Here is a 17893-nt window from a genome sequence, read left to right as displayed (position 1 = left end):
CGCAGGCTTTTGCAATAACGCTCCGCGTCGAGGGCTCGAGGAAAGAGGCGCATGATTCTTGTGACCAATGACGACGGCGTAGGTGCCGGCGGGCTTCTGGCCCTCAGGAAAGTCCTGGGAACATTGTCCGAGGTGGTGGTCGTAGCCCCGGATAGAGAGCAAAGCGCGACGAGCCATTCGCTGACGTTGAATCATCCCCTGCGAGTCAAGGAGATCGAGGACTCTGTTCTGAGCTTGGACGGGACGCCCACGGACTGCGTGCTCCTTGCCTTCAACGGTCTGCTGAAAGAGAAACCTCGACTGGTCGTGGCGGGCATAAACCACGGGCCTAATCTTGGGGAGGACGTGAGCTACTCGGGCACGGTCGCCGCGGCCATCGAGGGCACGCTCCAGGGTGCGCCGTCGTTCGCAATCTCGCTCGCCGGGAAGCCTCCTTACTCCTTTGAAGCAGCCTCTTCGTTTGCTCTGAAACTTGCGGGAAGAATTCTTGAAGAGGGGATGGATTGTCAAACGCTTCTCAACGTAAACGTTCCTAATCTGCCGGGAGCACGGATATCGCGTGTGAAGGTCACCAAACTGGGGAAGAGGGTCTACAGGGACGTTTTGATCAAGAAAGTCGACCCTCGCGGGAGAGCTTACTATTGGATAGGGGGAAACGAGCCTTCGTGGCGACCCGCGGAGGGACAGACGGACTTCATGGCGATAGAGGAAGGCGCGATCTCGGTCACGCCCTTGCAGTTGGACATGACTGACTACGCGCGGATGTCTGAGGCGGAGGGCTGGGACCTGTCGCCCTGATCACGGGAGCAACGCGTGGCACAGACGGGTGTCTCGGACAACTTCTTGATCGCGAGACGCAACATGGTGAGAGAGGGGCTTGTCGGAAGAGGAATACGTGACAAGAGGGTGCTCGAAGTCATGGCGCAGATGCCCCGGCACGTCTTCGTGGACGAGGCTCTCTGGCCCGAAGCGTACGGAGAGCATGCCTTGCCGATAGGCCACGGGCAGACCATGTCACAGCCCTACATCGTGGCGCGGATGTGTGAACTCTTGAAGCTGTCCGGTCCGGAGAGAGTATTGGAAGTGGGGTTGGGCTCGGGTTACAACGCGGCCGTTTTGAGCAAGCTGACCAGGAGCGTGTTTGCGATAGAGCGAATACCGGAGCTTGCCGAGAGGGCGAGAAGAAGGCTGGAATCGCTCGGGATCAAGAATGTCATCGTGAGAATCGGAGACGGCAGAGCCGGTTGGAAATCTTTTGCGCCATTTGATAGAATAGTAGTGAGCGCGGCGGCACCGGAGATTCCCTCGCGACTGTCGGAACAGCTTGCCGATTTGGGTAGGATGGTGTTGCCGGTGGGCGTGCAGGAGGAGCAGTGCGTGGTGCTTCTCGAGCGGCGAGGAGACAAGGTACTTCGAAAAGAAGTAGAACGCGTGAGATTCGTGCCTCTCGTGGGAGGGCGGAATGCGTAGAGTCGGCCCGCGGCGGAATCTGCTCATGGCAGGTCGGCGAGGCTGATAATATAGATGTCGGGAACGTGGTCGGGGCGTAGCGCAGCCCGGTAGCGCACCTGGTTCGGGACCAGGGAGTCGGAGGTTCAAATCCTCTCGCCCCGACCAGAACGGAATCGCGAGGCAATCCGGATTGCCTCGGACATCTCCGTTTCTGCCTACCCGGTTGACGGCGAGGAGCCGGCAATTTCAGAATGGAAAAGGTGAGGGCAAAGATAATCGTGTCGGGAATCGTGCAGGGAGTGGGGTACCGGTCCTTCGCCCTGCGCCACGGGAACTCACTCGGTCTCAACGGCTACGTGAGAAACGTGCTGGACGGAAGCGTGGAGATCGAAGCGGAGGGAGAGAGAGACGAGATCGAGAGGTTCGTTTCTCTTCTGAGGGAAGGACCGCGGGCGGCCGAAGTGAGTGACGTGCACGTGGAGTGGAAGGAACACACGGGTGAGCTCGGACGTTTCAGGGTGAGTTTCTGAATGCGTGCGAAGGGCGAGCGGCTGAAGCGCGGTCGGACGCGTCAGTTGTGAGCAACAGGATTGTTAGACGATGAGAAAGAGATCCACGGGAAAGGAAGTAATGGGGAAGCGGGGCACGAAAAGAGACCAAGCTGCAAAGAGCAAGGCAGCAGCCGGGCACGATTCCGGCGAGAAGGGCCGCCCCGGCGTAACGAGTAAGTTCCGGGCGAAGCTTGAAGACATACTTGCGCACTCCAAGGACACGAGGTTTGTGTCGTACGAGGAGGTCGAAAGGCTTCTTCACGGGCCGGATTTCGATATGGCGGAGTTTGAACGCTTTCTTGACCGCGCGGCTGCGGCGGGCGTCAAGGTGGAGATGCTCGAGCACGAAGAGAAAGAGCGCATAACTGCAGAACGCAAGGCGGGCCGGACTCATCATGGAATAGAACCCATCCAAGTTTACTTGAGAGAGATCGGCAGGTATCCGCTTCTTACCCCGGCTCAAGAAATCGAGCTTTCCAAGGCGGTCATCGCCGGCGACCAAGAGGCGAGAAGGGAAATGATTCTCTCGAACCTGAGGCTCGTCGTGCGAATCGCCAAGGCGTACCAAAATCGTGGTGTCGAGCTCCTAGACCTCATCGAAGAAGGCAATCTGGGTCTCATCACTGCCGTAGAGCGTTTTGACCCATCGCGTGAGAGACGCTTCAGCACGTACGCCTCGTGGTGGATACGACAGTCCGTGGTCAGAGGAATCGCCAACTACGGGCGCACGGTTCGGATTCCGATTCACATGCTCCAGCTAATCAACAGGTGCATCTCCACCGAGAAACTTCTGGCGAGGAAGCTCTCGAGGACCGCGACGCTCGAGGAAATCGCCTTTGAAATGGGAGAATCGCCGAGGAAGGTCGAGAAAGTTCAGAGTCTCATAGGGGGAATCAAGTCCTTCGATTATGCTTCCGTTTCTGAAGCCTACGGAGATCTCTCTCAGTACGAGCCACTCCTCACCGTGCCAAGCCCCGAGGAGATGGTGGAGCTTCAGATAGAGCACGAGAGACTGGAACGGCTCATGGGCAAGTTGCCTGGTAGGGAAGAGAAGATTCTGAGAATACGATACGGTTTTCATGACGGGAGAATACACACCCTTGCAGAGACGGGGGCGCTGTTCGGTGTAACCAGGGAGAGAGTCAGACAGATCGAAAGACGCGCTCTGGCAAGGCTGAAGAAGTTCATAGAGAGCAGAGAGCGGCAGGCCGAGACCGAAGATCAGGGCGGGCACTAGCGACGCAGACGGCGAGCGGCAGAGACGGCGGGGACCGTAACCGTTGTCTTGGGAGTTCCAAGGAGGCAGAAGAATGTCCGGCAACCTCAAGCAATTGATAAGAAACATTCCGGATTTTCCCAAGAAGGGGATCGTGTTCAGGGACATTACGACGTTGCTGAAGGAAGGCGCCGAGTTTGCGGGGGTGATAGACGCGCTGGCCGAGGAATGCGCGAAGAGGAACCCGGAAGCGATTCTCGCCATGGAATCGCGAGGGTTTGTGCTGGGAGGGGCGCTTGCGTATTGCCTGAGGCTTCCTTTCATACCCGCGAGGAAGCCGGGGAAGCTTCCGTGGGAGAAGGCGAGAGAAGAGTATCAGCTTGAATACGGAACTGACGCTCTCGAAGTCCATCTCGATGCCATAGAAGCGGGTGAGAGAATCGTGATTGTCGACGACTTGTTGGCTACCGGCGGCACGGCGGTAGCGGCCGCGAGACTGGTGGAGAAGCTTGGGGGAGTCGTCGCCGGGATGCTCTTCCTCGTGGAGCTGGAGTTCCTGAAGGGGCGCGAGCGTCTTCAAGCCTACGACGTGTTCTCCCTCGTCAAGTACGCCAGTGAGTAGACGGGCCGCAGGCCGTGTTGCGCATTGTGCCTTGTTGGTGCCGTCGTCTGTGAGGGCACGAGGTGCCGAGAGAAGGTCTCAGCGAACGTGCCCGTCCGTTTGAAGTTGCCCTAATCCGGGCGAAGTATTAAGATGGAAAGTTAATTGCCCCCGTAGCTCAGGTGGATAGAGCAGCGGTTTCCTAAACCGTTTGTCGCGTGTTCGAGTCACGCCGGGGGTACACAGACGCTTTCTCCGGCCGGGTTGACAAGTATCGTTGCCCGGATTAAGCTGATCAGCATAACGGGAGCTTGGGTGGGCGATTAGCTCAGGTGGTTAGAGTGCCTGCTTGACATGCAGGAGGTCACTGGTTCAAGTCCAGTATCGCCCACCATTATTGCATCAGAAGCCCTCGGCAGCCGCGTTTGCGGACGCTCGGGAGCACCTCGTACGGCGACGAGGCCGTGCCAGGTCGCATCGCAATGGGCACGGACGCTCTCTAGAAAACCCGGGAGGTTGTGTTGCAGATTCGTGTCGAAGGCAAAGGCGAAATCGAATGTGAAAGCGGCGTGACTGCAAGGCAGTTGTCCGAAAGATTGGGTGGACGAGCCGGCCATCTTGCCGTGCTGGTGGACGGCAAACTTGTGGACTGGGATGCGGCGCTCACCAAGCCGTGTGCCGTTCAATTCCTTGGGTTTGACAGTGAGGCCGGCAGGGAAGTGTACTGGCACAGCACGTCTCACGTCCTGGCCGCGGCCGTCAAGCGGCTCTTCCCGGAATGCAAGCTCGGGATCGGCCCCGCAATCTCGGAGGGTTTTTACTACGACTTCGAAAGAGCCAGCCCGTTCTCCGAGAAAGAACTTGAGAGTATCGAAGCAACGATGTGCGAAATAATGAGTTCCGATGTTGGATTCGAGAGGGAAGTCCTCGGAAGAGACGACGCAGTGCGACTCTTCACGGACTTGAACGAGCCTTACAAGGTCGAGCTTGTCCGCGAGATCAAGGAAGGGGAGATCTCCGTGTACAGGACGGGTGCGTTCGTGGACCTCTGCCGCGGCCCTCATCTTCAGTCCACGGGTTCGATAGGCGTTGCGAAGCTTCTCTCGGTGGCAGGCGCGTACTGGCGAGGCATGGAGTCGAGGCCGATGCTTCAGAGGATATACGGCATCTCCTTCCCTCGGAGGGAGGAGCTTGAAGGTTTCCTCGCGAAGCTCAAGGAAGCAGAGAGGCGCGACCACAGAAAGCTTGGGGTCACGCTGGACCTGTTCAGCATACAGGAGGCCGCGGGTGCAGGACTCGCTTTCTGGCATCCCAAGGGCGCGATCATAAGAAACGTGATTGAAGAATTCTGGAAGCGGGAACACGTGAAGAGAGGATATCAGCTCGTGAGCACTCCTCACATTGCCAGAGCGGAGCTCTGGGAACGGTCGGGCCACATGGAATTCTACAGGGAGAACATGTACACGTTTGACATCGACGAGCAGCCCTACGTGCTCAAGCCGATGAATTGCCCGGGTCACATCTTGATCTACAAGTCGAGACGCAGGAGCTACAGGGAGCTTCCCATCCGCTATGCCGAGCTGGGAACCGTCTATAGACGCGAACGGTCCGGTGTGCTTCACGGCATGTTTCGCGTGAGAGGATTTACCCAGGACGACGCCCACATTTTTTGTGCGAGGGAGCAGGTGTCCGCGGAAATCGACGGTGTCCTCGACCTCGCTCTCTACATGCTCCACTCATTCGGGTTCGAGCAGATCAATGTTCAATTGAGCGTGAGGGATCCTGTGCACAAGGACAAGTACGCCGGAGACGATTCCCTGTGGGAAGAGGCGGAGGACGCGCTCAAGAGAGCCATCGAACGGCGCGAGCTTCCGTACAAGCGCGCGGAAGGCGAGGCCGTTTTCTACGGGCCCAAGATCGACGTGAGTTTGCTCGACGCTCTCGGTAGAGCGTGGCAGGGGCCGACAATACAGTTTGACTTTAACCTGCCGGGCAGGTTCTCGGTCGGGTACGTGGGCGCCGATGGGAAAGAACACGAAGTGATAATGATACACCGCACCGTCCTGGGTGCGCTCGAACGCTTCACGGCGAGTCTCATCGAGCATTACGCAGGCGAGTTCCCGGCGTGGCTTGCTCCGGTACAGGTGGTGATAACCAGCATAAGCGCCGAGAATCTGGAATGGGCCCGCGCCGTGTTGGAAGACCTGAGACAGAGCGATATACGGGTCGACGCCGACTTCAGGGACGAGACGATCGGCAGCAAGATAAGAGACGCGGAGCTACAGAAGATTCCATACGTGCTGGTGATCGGAAAGCGAGAGTCCGAGCGCAGGGAGGTCTCGGTTCGGAGCAAGAAGAAGGGACAGCTCGGGTCCCAGTCGCTCGAGGATTTCAGGAAGAATTTGCTTGATGAGATAGGAAAGAGGTTATAGGATAGTTACCGTATTGGTGAAGCAGAGGCCGCCGGCTTCTCACCCTGCGGGGCGTAGCTCCCAGGGTATATTGTCAATGAGTCGAACTGTCGTTCTTTTCTGTTGAAGCTGGCGGGGGTCTGTCAGACGCCTCCGCCTTTTTGTTTGCACGTTCAGTCAGGGGGTGGTTGCAATCGTGCAAGAAAAGAAAGTGCGAGTGAACGAGAGAATCAGGGTCCCCGCCGTGAGGGTAATCGGCCCCGACGGCGCTCAACTGGGAGTGATGCCCTCGAAGGATGCTCTTCTTGCTGCTCAGGAGCATGGTCTTGACCTGGTCGAGGTGTCACCCAATTCGAAGCCTCCAGTGTGCCGGATCATGGACTTTGGCAAGTTCAAGTACGAACAGAGTAAGCGGGCGAAGAAGGCAAGGAAGAAGCAGCACATCATGCACCTCAAGGAGGTGAAACTGAGGCCCAAGATCGAGGAACATGACTATCAATTCAAGATTGATCATGCCAAGAGATTTCTCGAGGATCACGACAAGGTGAAGTTCACCGTCACGTTCAGGGGAAGAGAAATGACGCACGCAGAACTTGGCCACAAGCTCCTTGCGCGCGTGATCGCCGACATGGAAGCTCTTGGTCAGATAGAGATCCCGGTTCGCGCCGAGGGCAAGAATCTTGTCATTGTGATGGTTCCGAAGTCCCCAAAGCCGCGTGCATGAGTTATTGACGCGCCGGGTACGACTTTTGCGACGCGACGAGCGAGAGTTCGGCGGAAATGAGGAGTGTTGAGGATGCCCAAGCTTAGGACGAACAGAGGTGCGAGAAAGAGATTCAGGGTGACGGGAAAGGGAAAGATTTTGCGCAGCCACGCGTACGCCGCGCACATTTTGACTAGCAAGACACGGAAACGGAAGCGGAAACTCTCAAAGTCTGCGCTTGTCTCGGCAGAGGACAAGGGCAGAGTTCGTAGAATGCTCAATGTATGATCTGGAGAATCCACCTTGCGTGGTTCTCTGGAAGTGTGAGTGAGCCTATTTTCAAGAGGTGAGGACAATGCCAAGAGCAAGGACCGTACCCGCCGGCAGGAGGAGACGCAGAAAGATACTCAAAGCGGCCAAGGGCTTTCGGGGCGGGAGACACGCGCTTCACAGGACGGCCAAAGAGACTCTGATAAAGAGCCTTCAGTACGTTTATCGTGACAGGCGGACAAAAAAGAGAGACTTCAGGTCACTGTGGATTTCGAGAATCAACGCCGCAGCCAGACTGAACGGGATGTCGTACAGCACGTTCATCTCGGGTCTCAAGAAGGCAGACGTGGAGATCAACAGGAAGGTTCTGGCCGACATTGCGTTGCACGACAGAGAGGGATTCGCCAAGCTGGCGGAGGTGGCGAAGAGCGCGGCACGCCCCGGGGCGGCCGCCGGGTAACGATGTGAGTATCGAGAAGGACGTATTGGAGCTGAGGGAGAGCGCCGCCAGAGAAATCCAGGCGGCCTCATCACTTGAGGAACTCGAAGGAATAAGAGTGAAGTACCTCGGCAGGAGGGGCCTTCTCACGTCTGTCCTGAGGAGTATCGGAGACCTTTCAGGCCCGGAACGAGGCGCGATCGGAAAGCTATCTAACGACGCGAAAGAGGCGCTGACTTCTCTCCTCGCGGGATCGACGGAGCGACTGAAAACGGAGCTGGGAGGCGCGGCGCCGCAGGGACTCGACATCACACTTCCCGGGGTGCAGCAATGGACGGGGAGGAGACATCTTCTTCCCGTCGTCGTGAAGGAGCTCAAGTCCATTTTCGTAGGAATGGGGTTTTCCGTCGCGACGGGCCCGGACGTCGAGGACGTGTATCACAACTTCGAAGCGCTCAACATTCCCGAAGGGCATCCGGCGAGGGAACAAGGCGATACATTTTTCGTCGGAAAAGAGCTGGTCCTGAGGACTCACACGTCGCCTGTCCAGATAAGAGTGATGGAGAGAATGCCGCCTCCAATCCGGATGATTTTCCCGGGAAGGGTATATCGCAAGGACGCACCTGACGCGACTCACTCACCGGAGTTCCATCAGCTCGAGTGTCTCTACGTTGACAGGGGCGTAACGTTTCTGGACCTCAAAGGGACTCTCGCGTACTTCGTGAGGCGGTTTTTTGGAGGCGCGACGGGAGTCCGCTTCAGACCTTTCTATTTTCCTTTCACGGAACCCAGTGCCGAGGTTGACATGACGTGCATTTCCTGTTCGGGGGGACAGTCGCCTCCGGCTTCGGGTGCGTGCAGGATGTGTGGTGGGAGCGGGTGGCTGGAGATCTTGGGTGCCGGCATGGTTCACCCTGCCGTCCTGAGACGCGTGGGATACGACGCCGGTGAACTCACCGGGTTTGCTTTCGGAGCGGGCATCGAGAGGTTGGCGATGCTCAAGTACGGAATAGGCAACATACGCTTTTTCCTTGAGAACGACGTCAGGTTTCTCGGCCAATTCGGCTAGGAGTGTGTTTTTTCGCGATGAAGATAGGGTACAACTGGCTCCGCGAATTCGTGGAGATCGAAATGGTTCCTTCGGCGCTGGCCGACTGCCTCACGATGCTGGGCTTTCCCGTCGAGAGCGTGGGTCCGTGTGAACCGGAGTATCCGGGAATCGTCACGGGCCAGGTAATGGAAGTGAAGAAGCACCCGCGGGCGGACAGGCTGGTGGTGTGCGAGGTGTCCGTCGGTGACGAGAGGCTCCACATCGTTTGCGGAGCCACGAACGTCACGGAGGGAATGAAGGTGGCCGTTGCGCGCGTGGGTTCGGTCTTGCCGGGAGAACAAAGAATCGAGAGTGTCACGATACGAGGGGAACGTTCGGAAGGCATGCTCTGTTCCGGCTCGGAGCTGGGGCTGACCAGCGACGCGGCAGGGATAATGGGGCTTCCCGAGGAGACCAGGGTCGGCATAACGCTGGACGAGCAACTGGGTGCCGAAGAAACCGTGCTCGAAATCGAGGTCAGCCATAACAGACCGGATTGTCTTTCCATGTTCGGTGTGGCGCGGGAGATTGCGGCCTTCACAGGGGCCAGGCTCAAGTTCCCCGAAGTCACGCCCATAGAAGAGCCTGCCGCGCCTGACGAGACCGTGGATGTGAAGATAGAGAAAACCGAGGATTGTCCTCGCTACTGCGGCCGTCTCGTGAGTGGAGTGCGCGCGGCTGCCTCGCCTCTGTGGCTACGGAAGAGACTCCAGATAGCGGGTTTCAGGTCGCTCAACAACATCGTAGATTCGACCAACTATTGCCTGGCCTCCTTTGGCCAGCCGATCCACGCGTTCGACGTGGAGCGGATGAAGAGACGATCCATTCTGGTAAGAAGGGCGAGACATCTGGAGCGAATCGTGACCCTCGACGGCGTCACGAGATTGCTCGGTCCCGAAGTCCTTCTCATCACCGACGGGGAGCTACCGATCGCAATAGCCGGCGTGATGGGTGGGCTGGACACAGAAGTGGTTGAGACCTCGAGTCGTCTTTTCCTCGAAAGCGCCAACTTTGCACCCGCGGTCGTGAAGGGTGCGTCGAAGAAGCTTGGGCTCGAAACCGAGGCGTCCTTGAGATTTTCGAGGGGAACGGACCCGGAGATGGCGGCAAAGTGTGTGGAATACGTGGGCTGGCTCGTTTCTTCTCTGTCGGGTGGCGCTTGCAGGGGACGAGTGATAGACAGCCACGGTCCCGAAAGGCCGCCGACGAGAGTGTTCGTTGACCCCGCAAGGATAAATCGCATACTCGGCGGTTGTGTTCCGGCCGGTTTCATGGAAGAGCGACTTTCAGCCCTGGGTTTCGGCTGGGAGGCCAAGGCCGGTGGCGCCGAGGTCAGCGTCCCGTCGTTCAGACACGACGTGCACGAGGAAGTCGACGTCGTGGAGGAGATTGCACGCAGCTTCGGCTATGACAAGTTCCCCGAGAGGGCGGCGAACTTGAGTTGGGTGCCCGGCCTGGACGAGGAGAAGGAAGAGTTTCTGGAAGAGTGCGCGGACTGTCTTGCGTCTCTGGGACTCTTCGAAGTGGTGACCAAGGTGCTCGTCGATCCGAAGAAGGCGTCTCGATTTGTGGGCGACGATAGAGTCGATCGACTTGCCGCGCTCTCGAATCCTGCCTCGAACGCTGAGGCAGTTCTGAGACCTTCGGTTCTCTGCAGTTTGCTCGACGCCGTGAGCTTCAACTTGAGAAGGAGTGTGGAGAATATTCGCTTCTTCGAGATCGGCAAGACGTTTCGCGGCACCGAGAGCGGTTGGCCGGAGGAACGCTACGCCATCGCAGCCGCGATATGCGGTCGGAAGAGACCGCCTTCGTGGCAGGAAGCAGAACCGGAAAAGTGTGACATATTTGACGTCAAGGGCGTCGCGGAGGCGCTCTTGAGGAAATTGAAGGTTGACAATTATGAGGTGCTTTGTTATGATGGCCTCGTTGTAGAGAGGGAAGCGTCAGGCTGTATCTCCTGCAATAACAAGGCGTTGGGTTTGTTTGGATTAGCACGCCGAGAACTCGTCCAAGGGTTCGGGATCGAACGAGACGTTTATGTGTTCGAGCTCGACGCCGAAGTCTTGCGGTCGATTGCGGGCGGGAGAGGTAGATTCGAGGAACCCTCGAGATTTCCGTCCGTCAAACGCGATGTTGCAGTCATCGTGGATGAGAAACTTCCGCAGGAGGAGATCGCCAGATTCATTGAGGGTGTTGCGGGGGAGAACCTCCGTAGCATCAAGCTCTTTGACGTGTACGCCGGCGACGCGGTTTCGAAAGGCAAGAAGAGCCTTGCCTACTCTTTGAGTTTCCAGTCCGTTGAGAGGACGCTCTCTGACGCTCAGGTGGACGAGATCATGGAGCGCGTCGTCAGGGGCCTCGAGGTCCGGGGGGCCGGTGTTCGGGGAAGGCAATCGGGCCAGGCTGATTGAGCGCGAGGGATTGCACCATTCGGGTCGACTCATTCATTATGGATAACGTTCTTATTGAACTCGAGAAGAAGGTTGAACGCGTTGCTTCGGCAATCAGAAGACTCAAGGAGGAGAACGCGAATCTCAGGTCCGAGAATCAGGAACTCAATGGGCGCCTTGGCGAGGTGGGGAAGAGTGCTTCGGGGAACGACGGCGCCGTCAGGGAGCTTCGATCCAAGATCGGTCAGCTCGAGAAGGAACGCAAGTCTCTGATCGAACAGAGGAAAGAGGTTGAGGCTCGCCTGGAAGGGATTTTGTCTCGATTCGATTCGTTTGAGGGATTAGGTGGCTAGGTTAGAAAGTAGTCGAACGGTAGGGAAAGGAAGCTGGGATTCTTCCGACCCCATGGATTGAATGAGAGAAGAGATGAGCGAAGACCAGAGCGTCATCAAGGTTCAGATATTCGGGGGAGAATACAAGATTCGTGGAGAGGCCAACCCGGAATACATTGCGGAAGTTGCGCGATACGTGGACTCCAAGATGAGAGAGATAAACGAGAAACTGTCGGTAACCTCGCTGGGCAAGGTGGCCATTCTTGCTTCCCTGAATCTTGCGGACGAGCTATTCAAAGAGAGAAAGGAACGTGACACTACGCTCTCGCAAATCCGTGACAAGGCAGCCTCACTCGCCTCGAAACTTGAGGAGGCAGTGGCTGATGCTTAGATCCAGCTTCCGCCACTTGGATGGCAGTGCTAGACGGAAGGAGGAATTGACTCAGGAAGGAGATCTGCCACATTTCATGAGTGATGAGGCTCCATGCACTGAGTATAAATCCCTACCGTGCGCGTGATGATGTAGGCGTTTTTGAGCCAACAGTTGTTCAAGGGGAGCCTGTTCTCGAGGTAAGAGCGGGACCCGCTACTCGCGGGGTCGCGACGACCTTGAGTCTGGCACCCACCTGGATTTCCCAGGTTCAAGAGTCTCTGTCACACGGCAGTCCGGTGGGGATTTTCCTTTTCCGGAGCTGCCCGTGAGGTGGTGGTTATAGATGAGTTACGCTGTCATGTTCTACGTGATACTGGGCGTGCTGGTTGCAATCGGTGTTTTCTTCGCGGGCTGGTACGCGTACAAGAAGGTCTCTGAGAGTAAGCTCGTCAGCGCGGAGAAATTGGCCGAGAAGATAGTCCGCGAGGCTCAGAAGGAAGCCGAAACAAGAAAGAAGGGCGCGGTTCTCGAGGCCAAGGACGAGTGGTACAAGGCCAAGGCAAGCTTCGAAAAAGAGACTCAGGCCACGCGGCAGCAGCTTCAGGTCCTGGAGCGAAGGCTGGGCGAGAGGGAAGGCAGCCTGAACCGGCGAGCGGACCTTCTGGAGAGGAAGGAAAGAGAACTGAGGCGGCTGGAGCGGGATACCCTCACGAAAGAGAAGGCCATCGAGGAAAGGGACAAGGAGCTCGCGGGACTCATAAGGGAACAGAATGCCAGATTGGAGAAAATAGCGGGGCTCACTGCCGAAGAGGCCAAGGCGCTTCTCATGTCCAATCTTGAGAGCGAGGCTCGGCATGATGCGGCACGCCTGTTGAACGAAATAAGAGAGAATGCCGTGCGTGACGCCGACAAGGAAGTGCGAAAAATCCTGACCCTGGCGATACAACGGTGCGCCGCCGAACACGTCGTGGAGTCGACGGTCTCCGTGGTGTCACTGCCGAACGACGAAATGAAGGGAAGGATAATCGGAAGAGAGGGACGAAACATCAGGGCTTTTGAGACCGCTACTGGTGTCGACGTCATCATAGATGATACTCCGGAGGCCGTCATTCTATCGGGCTTCGATCCCATTCGAAGAGAGATCGCAAAGGTCGCGCTCTCGAAATTGATAAACGACGGCAGGATACATCCAGGTCGCATAGAAGAGGTCGTGACCAAGACTCAGAAGGAGATGGAGGAACAAATCAGGGAGACCGGTGAGCAGACGTGTCTGGAGGTGGGGATCCACGGGCTCCATCCCGAACTGGTCAGACTTCTCGGTAGATTGAGATACCGTACGAGCTACGGGCAGAACGTGCTTGAGCACAGCAAGGAAGTGGCGTTCCTGGCGGGGATGATGGCCTCCGAGTTGGGGCTTGACGCAACCATTGCAAAGCGAGCCGGGCTTCTCCACGACATCGGCAAGGCGGCCGATCACGAAGCTGAAGGGACACACGCGCAAATCGGCAGGGAGCTGGTTGTCAAGTACGGTGAGGCGCCGATCGTCATAGAAGCAGTGGCCGAACATCACAACGACCCCCAGCCCGACACGCTGATGGCCGTCCTCGTGCAGGCAGCGGACGCCGTCTCCGGTGCGAGACCGGGCGCGAGACGCGAGAGTCTTGAAACCTACGTCAAACGGCTCGAGAAGCTCGAGAGAGTGGCAGATTCCTTCCCCGGAGTTGGTAAGGCTTACGCGATTCAGGCCGGGAGAGAGATTCGAATCATGGTCGAGCACAAGGAAGTGGACGACGCAAAAGCCGCCGTCCTCGCGTCCGAGATCGCGAGGAAAGTCGAACGCGAGCTTGAGTATCCAGGACAGATAAAGATCGTCGTGATACGCGAGACGAGGGCAGTGGAGTACGCGAAGTAGCGATGAGAGGGTTCTGAGGAAAGTCAGATTCTGAGCAAGGTTTGTTGATGCGAGTGCTTTTTCTTGCAGACGTGGTGGGCTCGCCCGGCAGGTATGCTCTCAAGGTCTTGTCGTCACTTTCTGCCGAGCTGAAGGCCGATTTTTGCATAGCGAACGGAGAGAACGCGGCCGGCGGATTCGGGCTCACCAGACCGATCGCCGAGGAATTCTTTTCGCTCGGCGTCCACGTTATCACCAGCGGAAACCACCTTTGGGACAGACGAGAGGCCACTGAACTGGTGGCCGAGGAACCCAGGGTCTTAAGACCCGCGAACTACCCGCCGGGCGTTCCAGGTTTGGGGGCGGGTGTCTTTACCGCGCGGAACGGGAGCAGGGTAGCAGTTCTCAATCTCCTGGGCCGCGTTTTCATGAAAGAGGTGGACTGCCCCTTCAGATGTGCCGAGGAGGCGGTAGAGCGATTGAGATCCGAGACGCCCGTGATAGTAGTGGACGTGCACGCGGAGGCCACGAGCGAGAAAGTGGCGCTCGGATGGTTCTTGGACGGAAAAGTGAGCGCGGTTGTCGGGACGCACACGCACGTCCAGACCGCTGATGAGAGAATATTGCCCAAGGGGACCGGCTACATCACCGACGCGGGGATGACGGGACCTTTTGATTCGGTCATAGGCATCGAGAAGGAGGCCGCCATACAGCGATTTCTTTCCCAGACGCCGGTCAGGCTCGTGCCGGCGAAATTGGACGTGAGAATCAACGGCGTGATCTTGGATATCGAGCCCACGACCGGTGTCTGCACGCACATCGAGAGACTGTCAAGGCGTGCGAACGTCGGTGAGGAGAAATAGATGTCCGCGAGGTTACTCGAGGGGAAGCACATAGCGGCAGCTCTGAGAAAGGAAATCAAGGCCGAGGTCGAGGAACTGATGCGACTCGGCATCGTGCCGGGTCTCACGATGATACGGGTCGGCCAGGATCCTGCTTCCATCACATACATGAACGCGAAGGCCAAGTCGTCCGAGGAAGTCGGGGTGCGGTCCGCAATCGTGGAACTGCCACGGGATTGCAGGGAGGAGCAAATCGCGACGCTCCTCGGAGAGATCGGGCGTGACACTTCGATACACGGAGTCATAGTGCAGCTCCCCCTTCCGCCGCATCTGGACGTATTGAGGGTACTGAGCCTAATGAATCCCGAGAAGGACGTTGACGGCTTCCATCCGATCAACGTGGGGAGGCTTTCGATGGGCGAGCCTCTTTTTGTCCCTGCTACCCCCATGGGCATAAAGGAATTGCTGGACAGAAGCGACGTCTCTGTGGAGGGTGCCCACGTCGTGATTGTTGGCAGGAGCATGATAGTGGGAAAGCCTCTGGCAAACTACCTGAGTCTCAAGAAGCCCGGTCTCAACGCGACCGTGACCCTCTGCCATTCTTCGTCCACGAACCTCGAGAAAATAACTCGTTCCGCCGACATACTGGTCTCGGCCGTGGGGAGGGCAGAGTTCGTGCGGGCTTCCATGGTTTCTCCAGGCGCAGTAGTCGTGGACGTCGGGATGAATAGAATAGACGATCCGTCTACGCCGACGGGGAACAGGCTCGTGGGTGACGTGAAGTTCGACGAGGTGAGTGAGATCGCCTCCGCAATAACGCCGGTTCCCGGCGGGGTGGGTCCCATGACCGTGGCAATGCTTCTGAGAAACACCGTCGAGGCATGCAGGATGCAAACGGGAGATCGAAATGAACATGTCCGGTAGACGGGCGTCGTCCACTCGATATTCCGTCTCCGAGCTGACCCGGATGGTGAAGGAGCTCATCGAGGCGAACATCGGTCTGGTATGGGTGAGGGGGGAGATTTCCAACTTCACCCTTCACACTTCGGGACACATGTATTTTTCACTCAAGGACGAAAACTCTCAGGTTCGATGCGTCATGTTTCGATCCGCAAACTCGAATCTTACCTTCACGCCCGAGAGCGGGATGTGTGTCGAGGCGAAGGGAGAGCTGACCGTCTACGAGAGAAGCGGACAGTACCAACTGTGCGTGTACGAGTTGATTCCGGCGGGTCTTGGCGCGCTTCAGGTTGCGTTCGAGGAGCTGAAGAAGAGGCTTGCCAAGGAGGGTCTTTTCGACGAAGCGAGAAAGAAGAGCCTTCCCGCATTTCCGTGGAACGTCGGGGTGGTCACTTCGCCGACAGGTGCGGCCATAGGCGACATCATCAGAATCATACGCAAGCGGCAACCCTGTGCGAGTATCATTCTCAGTCCGGTCAGAGTGCAAGGTGAAGGAGCCGCCTGCGAGATAGCGAGTGCGATCGAGGAGTTCAACAGGTTTGGCAAAGTCGACGTTCTCATAGTGGGAAGGGGCGGAGGTTCTCTCGAAGACCTCTGGGCCTTCAACGAGGAAGTGGTGGCGAGGGCCATATACGCGTCAAAGATACCGGTCGTCTCGCCGTCGGGCACGAGATCGACTTCACGATTTCAGATCTAGTCGCGGACGTGAGGGCTCCCACGCCGTCGGCGGCCGCTCAAATCGTGGTGAGGGATAAGCAAGAGACGCTAAAGGAAATTCTCGCGATGGCCCGGAGCCTGGTCGTGGCCATGAGAACCCAATTCACGACCATGCGTCGAGAGCTTGAGCGGCTGAGGGGCCGCTACGGCTTCGCCAGGGCCCTGGACGTTGTGAGACAGAGAATGCAGAGGATCGACGAGCTGTCGCGGAGAACACAGACTGCCGCGACGAATCTGCTGGGGCACAAGCGGCAGCTCGTGAATGCCTCGGCGGCGAGACTGAGGGCGCTCGATCCGCGCGAAGTGCTTCGCAGGGGCTACGCCGTCTGCAGGGAAGACGTGAGCGGAAGGATTGTTCGTGACACTTCAGACGTTCGTTTGTTCGACAAGGTGAACGTCGAGCTCTACCGTGGCGCGCTTGTTTGCAGTGTGGAGGGGGTAAGAGAGAATGAAAAACGTGAGTCGTGAACGGAGCGGTAAGACGTTTGAGCAGGCTCTGGAGCGACTGGAAGAGATCGTGGACGCCCTGGAAAGAGGCAACGTTTCACTGGAAAAGTCGGTGGCCTATTTCGAGGAAGGCACCAAGCTCATAAAGGAATGCACCCAGAGGCTGAATGGTGCAGAGGCGAAGATTCAGAAACTTGTGTCGACCGAGGAGGGTTTCAGGCTTGAGCCGCTCTCGTTCCCCGATGAAGAGGGGTCTCAGAAGTAAGCCGGAAGAGGCCGAGATTCCGGCGTTCCTGGATCGATTCATGAAGCAAGAGGCGGCACGCATCGAAGCTGTGTTGTCCGACGTGCTTCCGAATCCGAGGCGAAGGCCTTCTTCGGTGCACAGGGCCATGGCCTACGGGGTCCTGGGTGGAGGCAAGAGGATCAGGCCCATCCTCTCCGTCATGGCGTACAGGGCCTGCGGGGGTAGGGGAAGGGAAATCTACACGGTCGGTGCCGCGATGGAGCTCATTCACAGCTTCACTCTGATTCACGATGATCTGCCTTGCATGGACGACGACACGCTGCGTCGGGGCAAGCCCACGGTGCACGTCGCGTTTGGCGAGGCCGTGGCGCTCCTTGCAGGTGATGCACTGCTTTCGCTCGCCTTTGAGCTCCTGTCTTCTCTGGGGATTTCGCGACCGTCATTGGGTGTTAGAACCAGCAGAATGGTGCACGAAGTAGCTCGGGCCGCAGGCACCATGGGCGTGGTTGGAGGACAGGTGTTGGACATTGAGTCCGAGAGGAAGATTGTGGCACCGGGCACGATCGATTACATCCATACTCACAAGACGGGAGCCTTGATCACCTGCTCCGTCCGTCTCGGGGCTCTCCTGGCAGGTGCACCCCGGCGGAGGCTTGACGCGCTGTCAAGATATGGGAGCCGGTTGGGCTTCGCTTTTCAGATCGTTGATGACATCAGAGACCTGAAGGCAAGTTCCGAGGAACTGGGTAAGTCACGGGCGCGGGACAGGGTCAGGAGGAAGGCCACGTACCCGCTCGTCAAGGGACTCGAGAAGTCTCTGGCCAAAGCACAAGCTCTGGTGGATGATGCAAAGATAGACGTCACGGGGTTCGGCAAGTACGAAGCGCACTTCAAGGCCCTGGCTGATTACGTTGTGCGGAGGGCCGTCGTCGCTGGCAGATAGCGGAGCTTCGGACAGGTG

Annotated in this window: 18 protein-coding genes, 3 tRNA genes, 1 other RNA gene and 1 pseudogene; all 23 read left to right on the top strand. The window is 57.7% G+C overall.

Going from position 1 to position 17893, the window contains the following annotated elements; translation table 11 throughout:
• Positions 1-51: 51 nt before the first annotated feature.
• The 23 genes and pseudogenes from surE (at position 52) to NTX17_00445 (ending at position 17875) form a co-directional block, all read left to right on the top strand.
• On the top strand, positions 52-798 hold the full coding sequence (gene surE, locus NTX17_00555; GenBank protein ID MCX5799871.1) for a 5'/3'-nucleotidase SurE: 747 nt from the start codon (positions 52-54) through the stop codon (positions 796-798).
• 63 nt (positions 799-861) lie between these two features.
• Positions 862-1470, top strand: a complete 609-nt coding sequence (locus tag NTX17_00550; GenBank protein MCX5799870.1) for a protein-L-isoaspartate(D-aspartate) O-methyltransferase — start codon at positions 862-864, stop codon at positions 1468-1470.
• A gap of 70 nt (positions 1471-1540) precedes the next feature.
• Positions 1541-1617: transfer RNA gene (locus NTX17_00545), tRNA-Pro, on the top strand.
• 86 nt (positions 1618-1703) lie between these two features.
• Positions 1704-1982: an acylphosphatase gene (locus tag NTX17_00540; protein MCX5799869.1), complete on the top strand. Its 279-nt coding sequence runs from the start codon at positions 1704-1706 to the stop codon at positions 1980-1982.
• A 70-nt stretch (positions 1983-2052) separates the two neighbouring features.
• Entirely contained in the window at positions 2053-3240 is a 1188-nt protein-coding gene (locus tag NTX17_00535) for an RNA polymerase sigma factor RpoD/SigA (protein ID MCX5799868.1), read from the top strand.
• A gap of 73 nt (positions 3241-3313) precedes the next feature.
• Entirely contained in the window at positions 3314-3841 is a 528-nt protein-coding gene (locus tag NTX17_00530) for an adenine phosphoribosyltransferase (protein ID MCX5799867.1), read from the top strand.
• Positions 3842-3987: 146 nt separating this feature from the next.
• Positions 3988-4061, top strand: a tRNA-Arg gene (locus tag NTX17_00525).
• Positions 4062-4137: 76 nt separating this feature from the next.
• A tRNA-Val gene (locus NTX17_00520) sits at positions 4138-4214 on the top strand.
• A gap of 124 nt (positions 4215-4338) precedes the next feature.
• On the top strand, positions 4339-6252 hold the full coding sequence (gene thrS, locus NTX17_00515; GenBank protein MCX5799866.1) for a threonine--tRNA ligase: 1914 nt from the start codon (positions 4339-4341) through the stop codon (positions 6250-6252).
• Positions 6253-6427: 175 nt separating this feature from the next.
• Complete coding sequence (infC, locus tag NTX17_00510; GenBank protein MCX5799865.1) at positions 6428-6955, top strand: translation initiation factor IF-3; 528 nt, start codon at positions 6428-6430, stop codon at positions 6953-6955.
• Positions 6956-7027: 72 nt separating this feature from the next.
• Positions 7028-7222, top strand: coding sequence for a 50S ribosomal protein L35 (rpmI, locus tag NTX17_00505; GenBank protein ID MCX5799864.1), 195 nt, complete (start codon positions 7028-7030; stop codon positions 7220-7222).
• 67 nt (positions 7223-7289) lie between these two features.
• Complete coding sequence (gene rplT / locus NTX17_00500) at positions 7290-7664, top strand: 50S ribosomal protein L20 (protein ID MCX5799863.1); 375 nt, start codon at positions 7290-7292, stop codon at positions 7662-7664.
• Positions 7665-7674: 10 nt separating this feature from the next.
• Positions 7675-8712, top strand: coding sequence for a phenylalanine--tRNA ligase subunit alpha (pheS, locus tag NTX17_00495; GenBank protein MCX5799862.1), 1038 nt, complete (start codon positions 7675-7677; stop codon positions 8710-8712).
• Between the two features lie 17 nt (positions 8713-8729).
• Positions 8730-11144, top strand: coding sequence for a phenylalanine--tRNA ligase subunit beta (gene pheT, locus NTX17_00490; protein ID MCX5799861.1), 2415 nt, complete (start codon positions 8730-8732; stop codon positions 11142-11144).
• A gap of 38 nt (positions 11145-11182) precedes the next feature.
• A complete protein-coding gene (gene zapB / locus NTX17_00485) occupies positions 11183-11476 on the top strand; it encodes a cell division protein ZapB (protein ID MCX5799860.1) in 294 nt (97 codons plus the stop codon).
• Positions 11477-11549: 73 nt separating this feature from the next.
• On the top strand, positions 11550-11846 hold the full coding sequence (locus NTX17_00480) for a cell division protein ZapA (protein MCX5799859.1): 297 nt from the start codon (positions 11550-11552) through the stop codon (positions 11844-11846).
• 106 nt (positions 11847-11952) lie between these two features.
• Positions 11953-12135: non-coding RNA, 6S RNA (gene ssrS, locus NTX17_00475), on the top strand.
• Between the two features lie 36 nt (positions 12136-12171).
• Positions 12172-13740: a ribonuclease Y gene (gene rny, locus NTX17_00470; GenBank protein MCX5799858.1), complete on the top strand. Its 1569-nt coding sequence runs from the start codon at positions 12172-12174 to the stop codon at positions 13738-13740.
• Between the two features lie 41 nt (positions 13741-13781).
• Positions 13782-14582 (top strand): TIGR00282 family metallophosphoesterase, encoded by an 801-nt coding sequence (locus tag NTX17_00465; GenBank protein ID MCX5799857.1) that lies wholly within the window; start codon positions 13782-13784, stop codon positions 14580-14582.
• Positions 14583-15485, top strand: a complete 903-nt coding sequence (locus NTX17_00460; protein MCX5799856.1) for a bifunctional 5,10-methylene-tetrahydrofolate dehydrogenase/5,10-methylene-tetrahydrofolate cyclohydrolase — start codon at positions 14583-14585, stop codon at positions 15483-15485.
• Positions 15486-15528: 43 nt separating this feature from the next.
• Positions 15529-16706, top strand: a pseudogene (gene xseA, locus NTX17_00455) (exodeoxyribonuclease VII large subunit).
• Positions 16687-16950, top strand: a complete 264-nt coding sequence (xseB, locus tag NTX17_00450) for an exodeoxyribonuclease VII small subunit (GenBank protein ID MCX5799855.1) — start codon at positions 16687-16689, stop codon at positions 16948-16950. The pseudogene xseA and the gene xseB overlap by 20 nt, the downstream one beginning before the upstream one ends.
• On the top strand, positions 16907-17875 hold the full coding sequence (locus NTX17_00445) for a polyprenyl synthetase family protein (protein ID MCX5799854.1): 969 nt from the start codon (positions 16907-16909) through the stop codon (positions 17873-17875). The genes xseB and NTX17_00445 overlap by 44 nt, the downstream gene beginning before the upstream one ends.
• Positions 17876-17893 lie beyond the last annotated feature (18 nt).

It is taken from the genome of Candidatus Eisenbacteria bacterium (assembly GCA_026388185.1).
In the GTDB taxonomy this organism is placed as follows: Bacteria; Eisenbacteria; RBG-16-71-46; order JAFGJU01; family JAFGJU01; genus JAPLKG01.
Note: the sequence above shows the minus strand (reverse complement) of the source record. Positions and strands in the feature narration are given on the sequence as shown.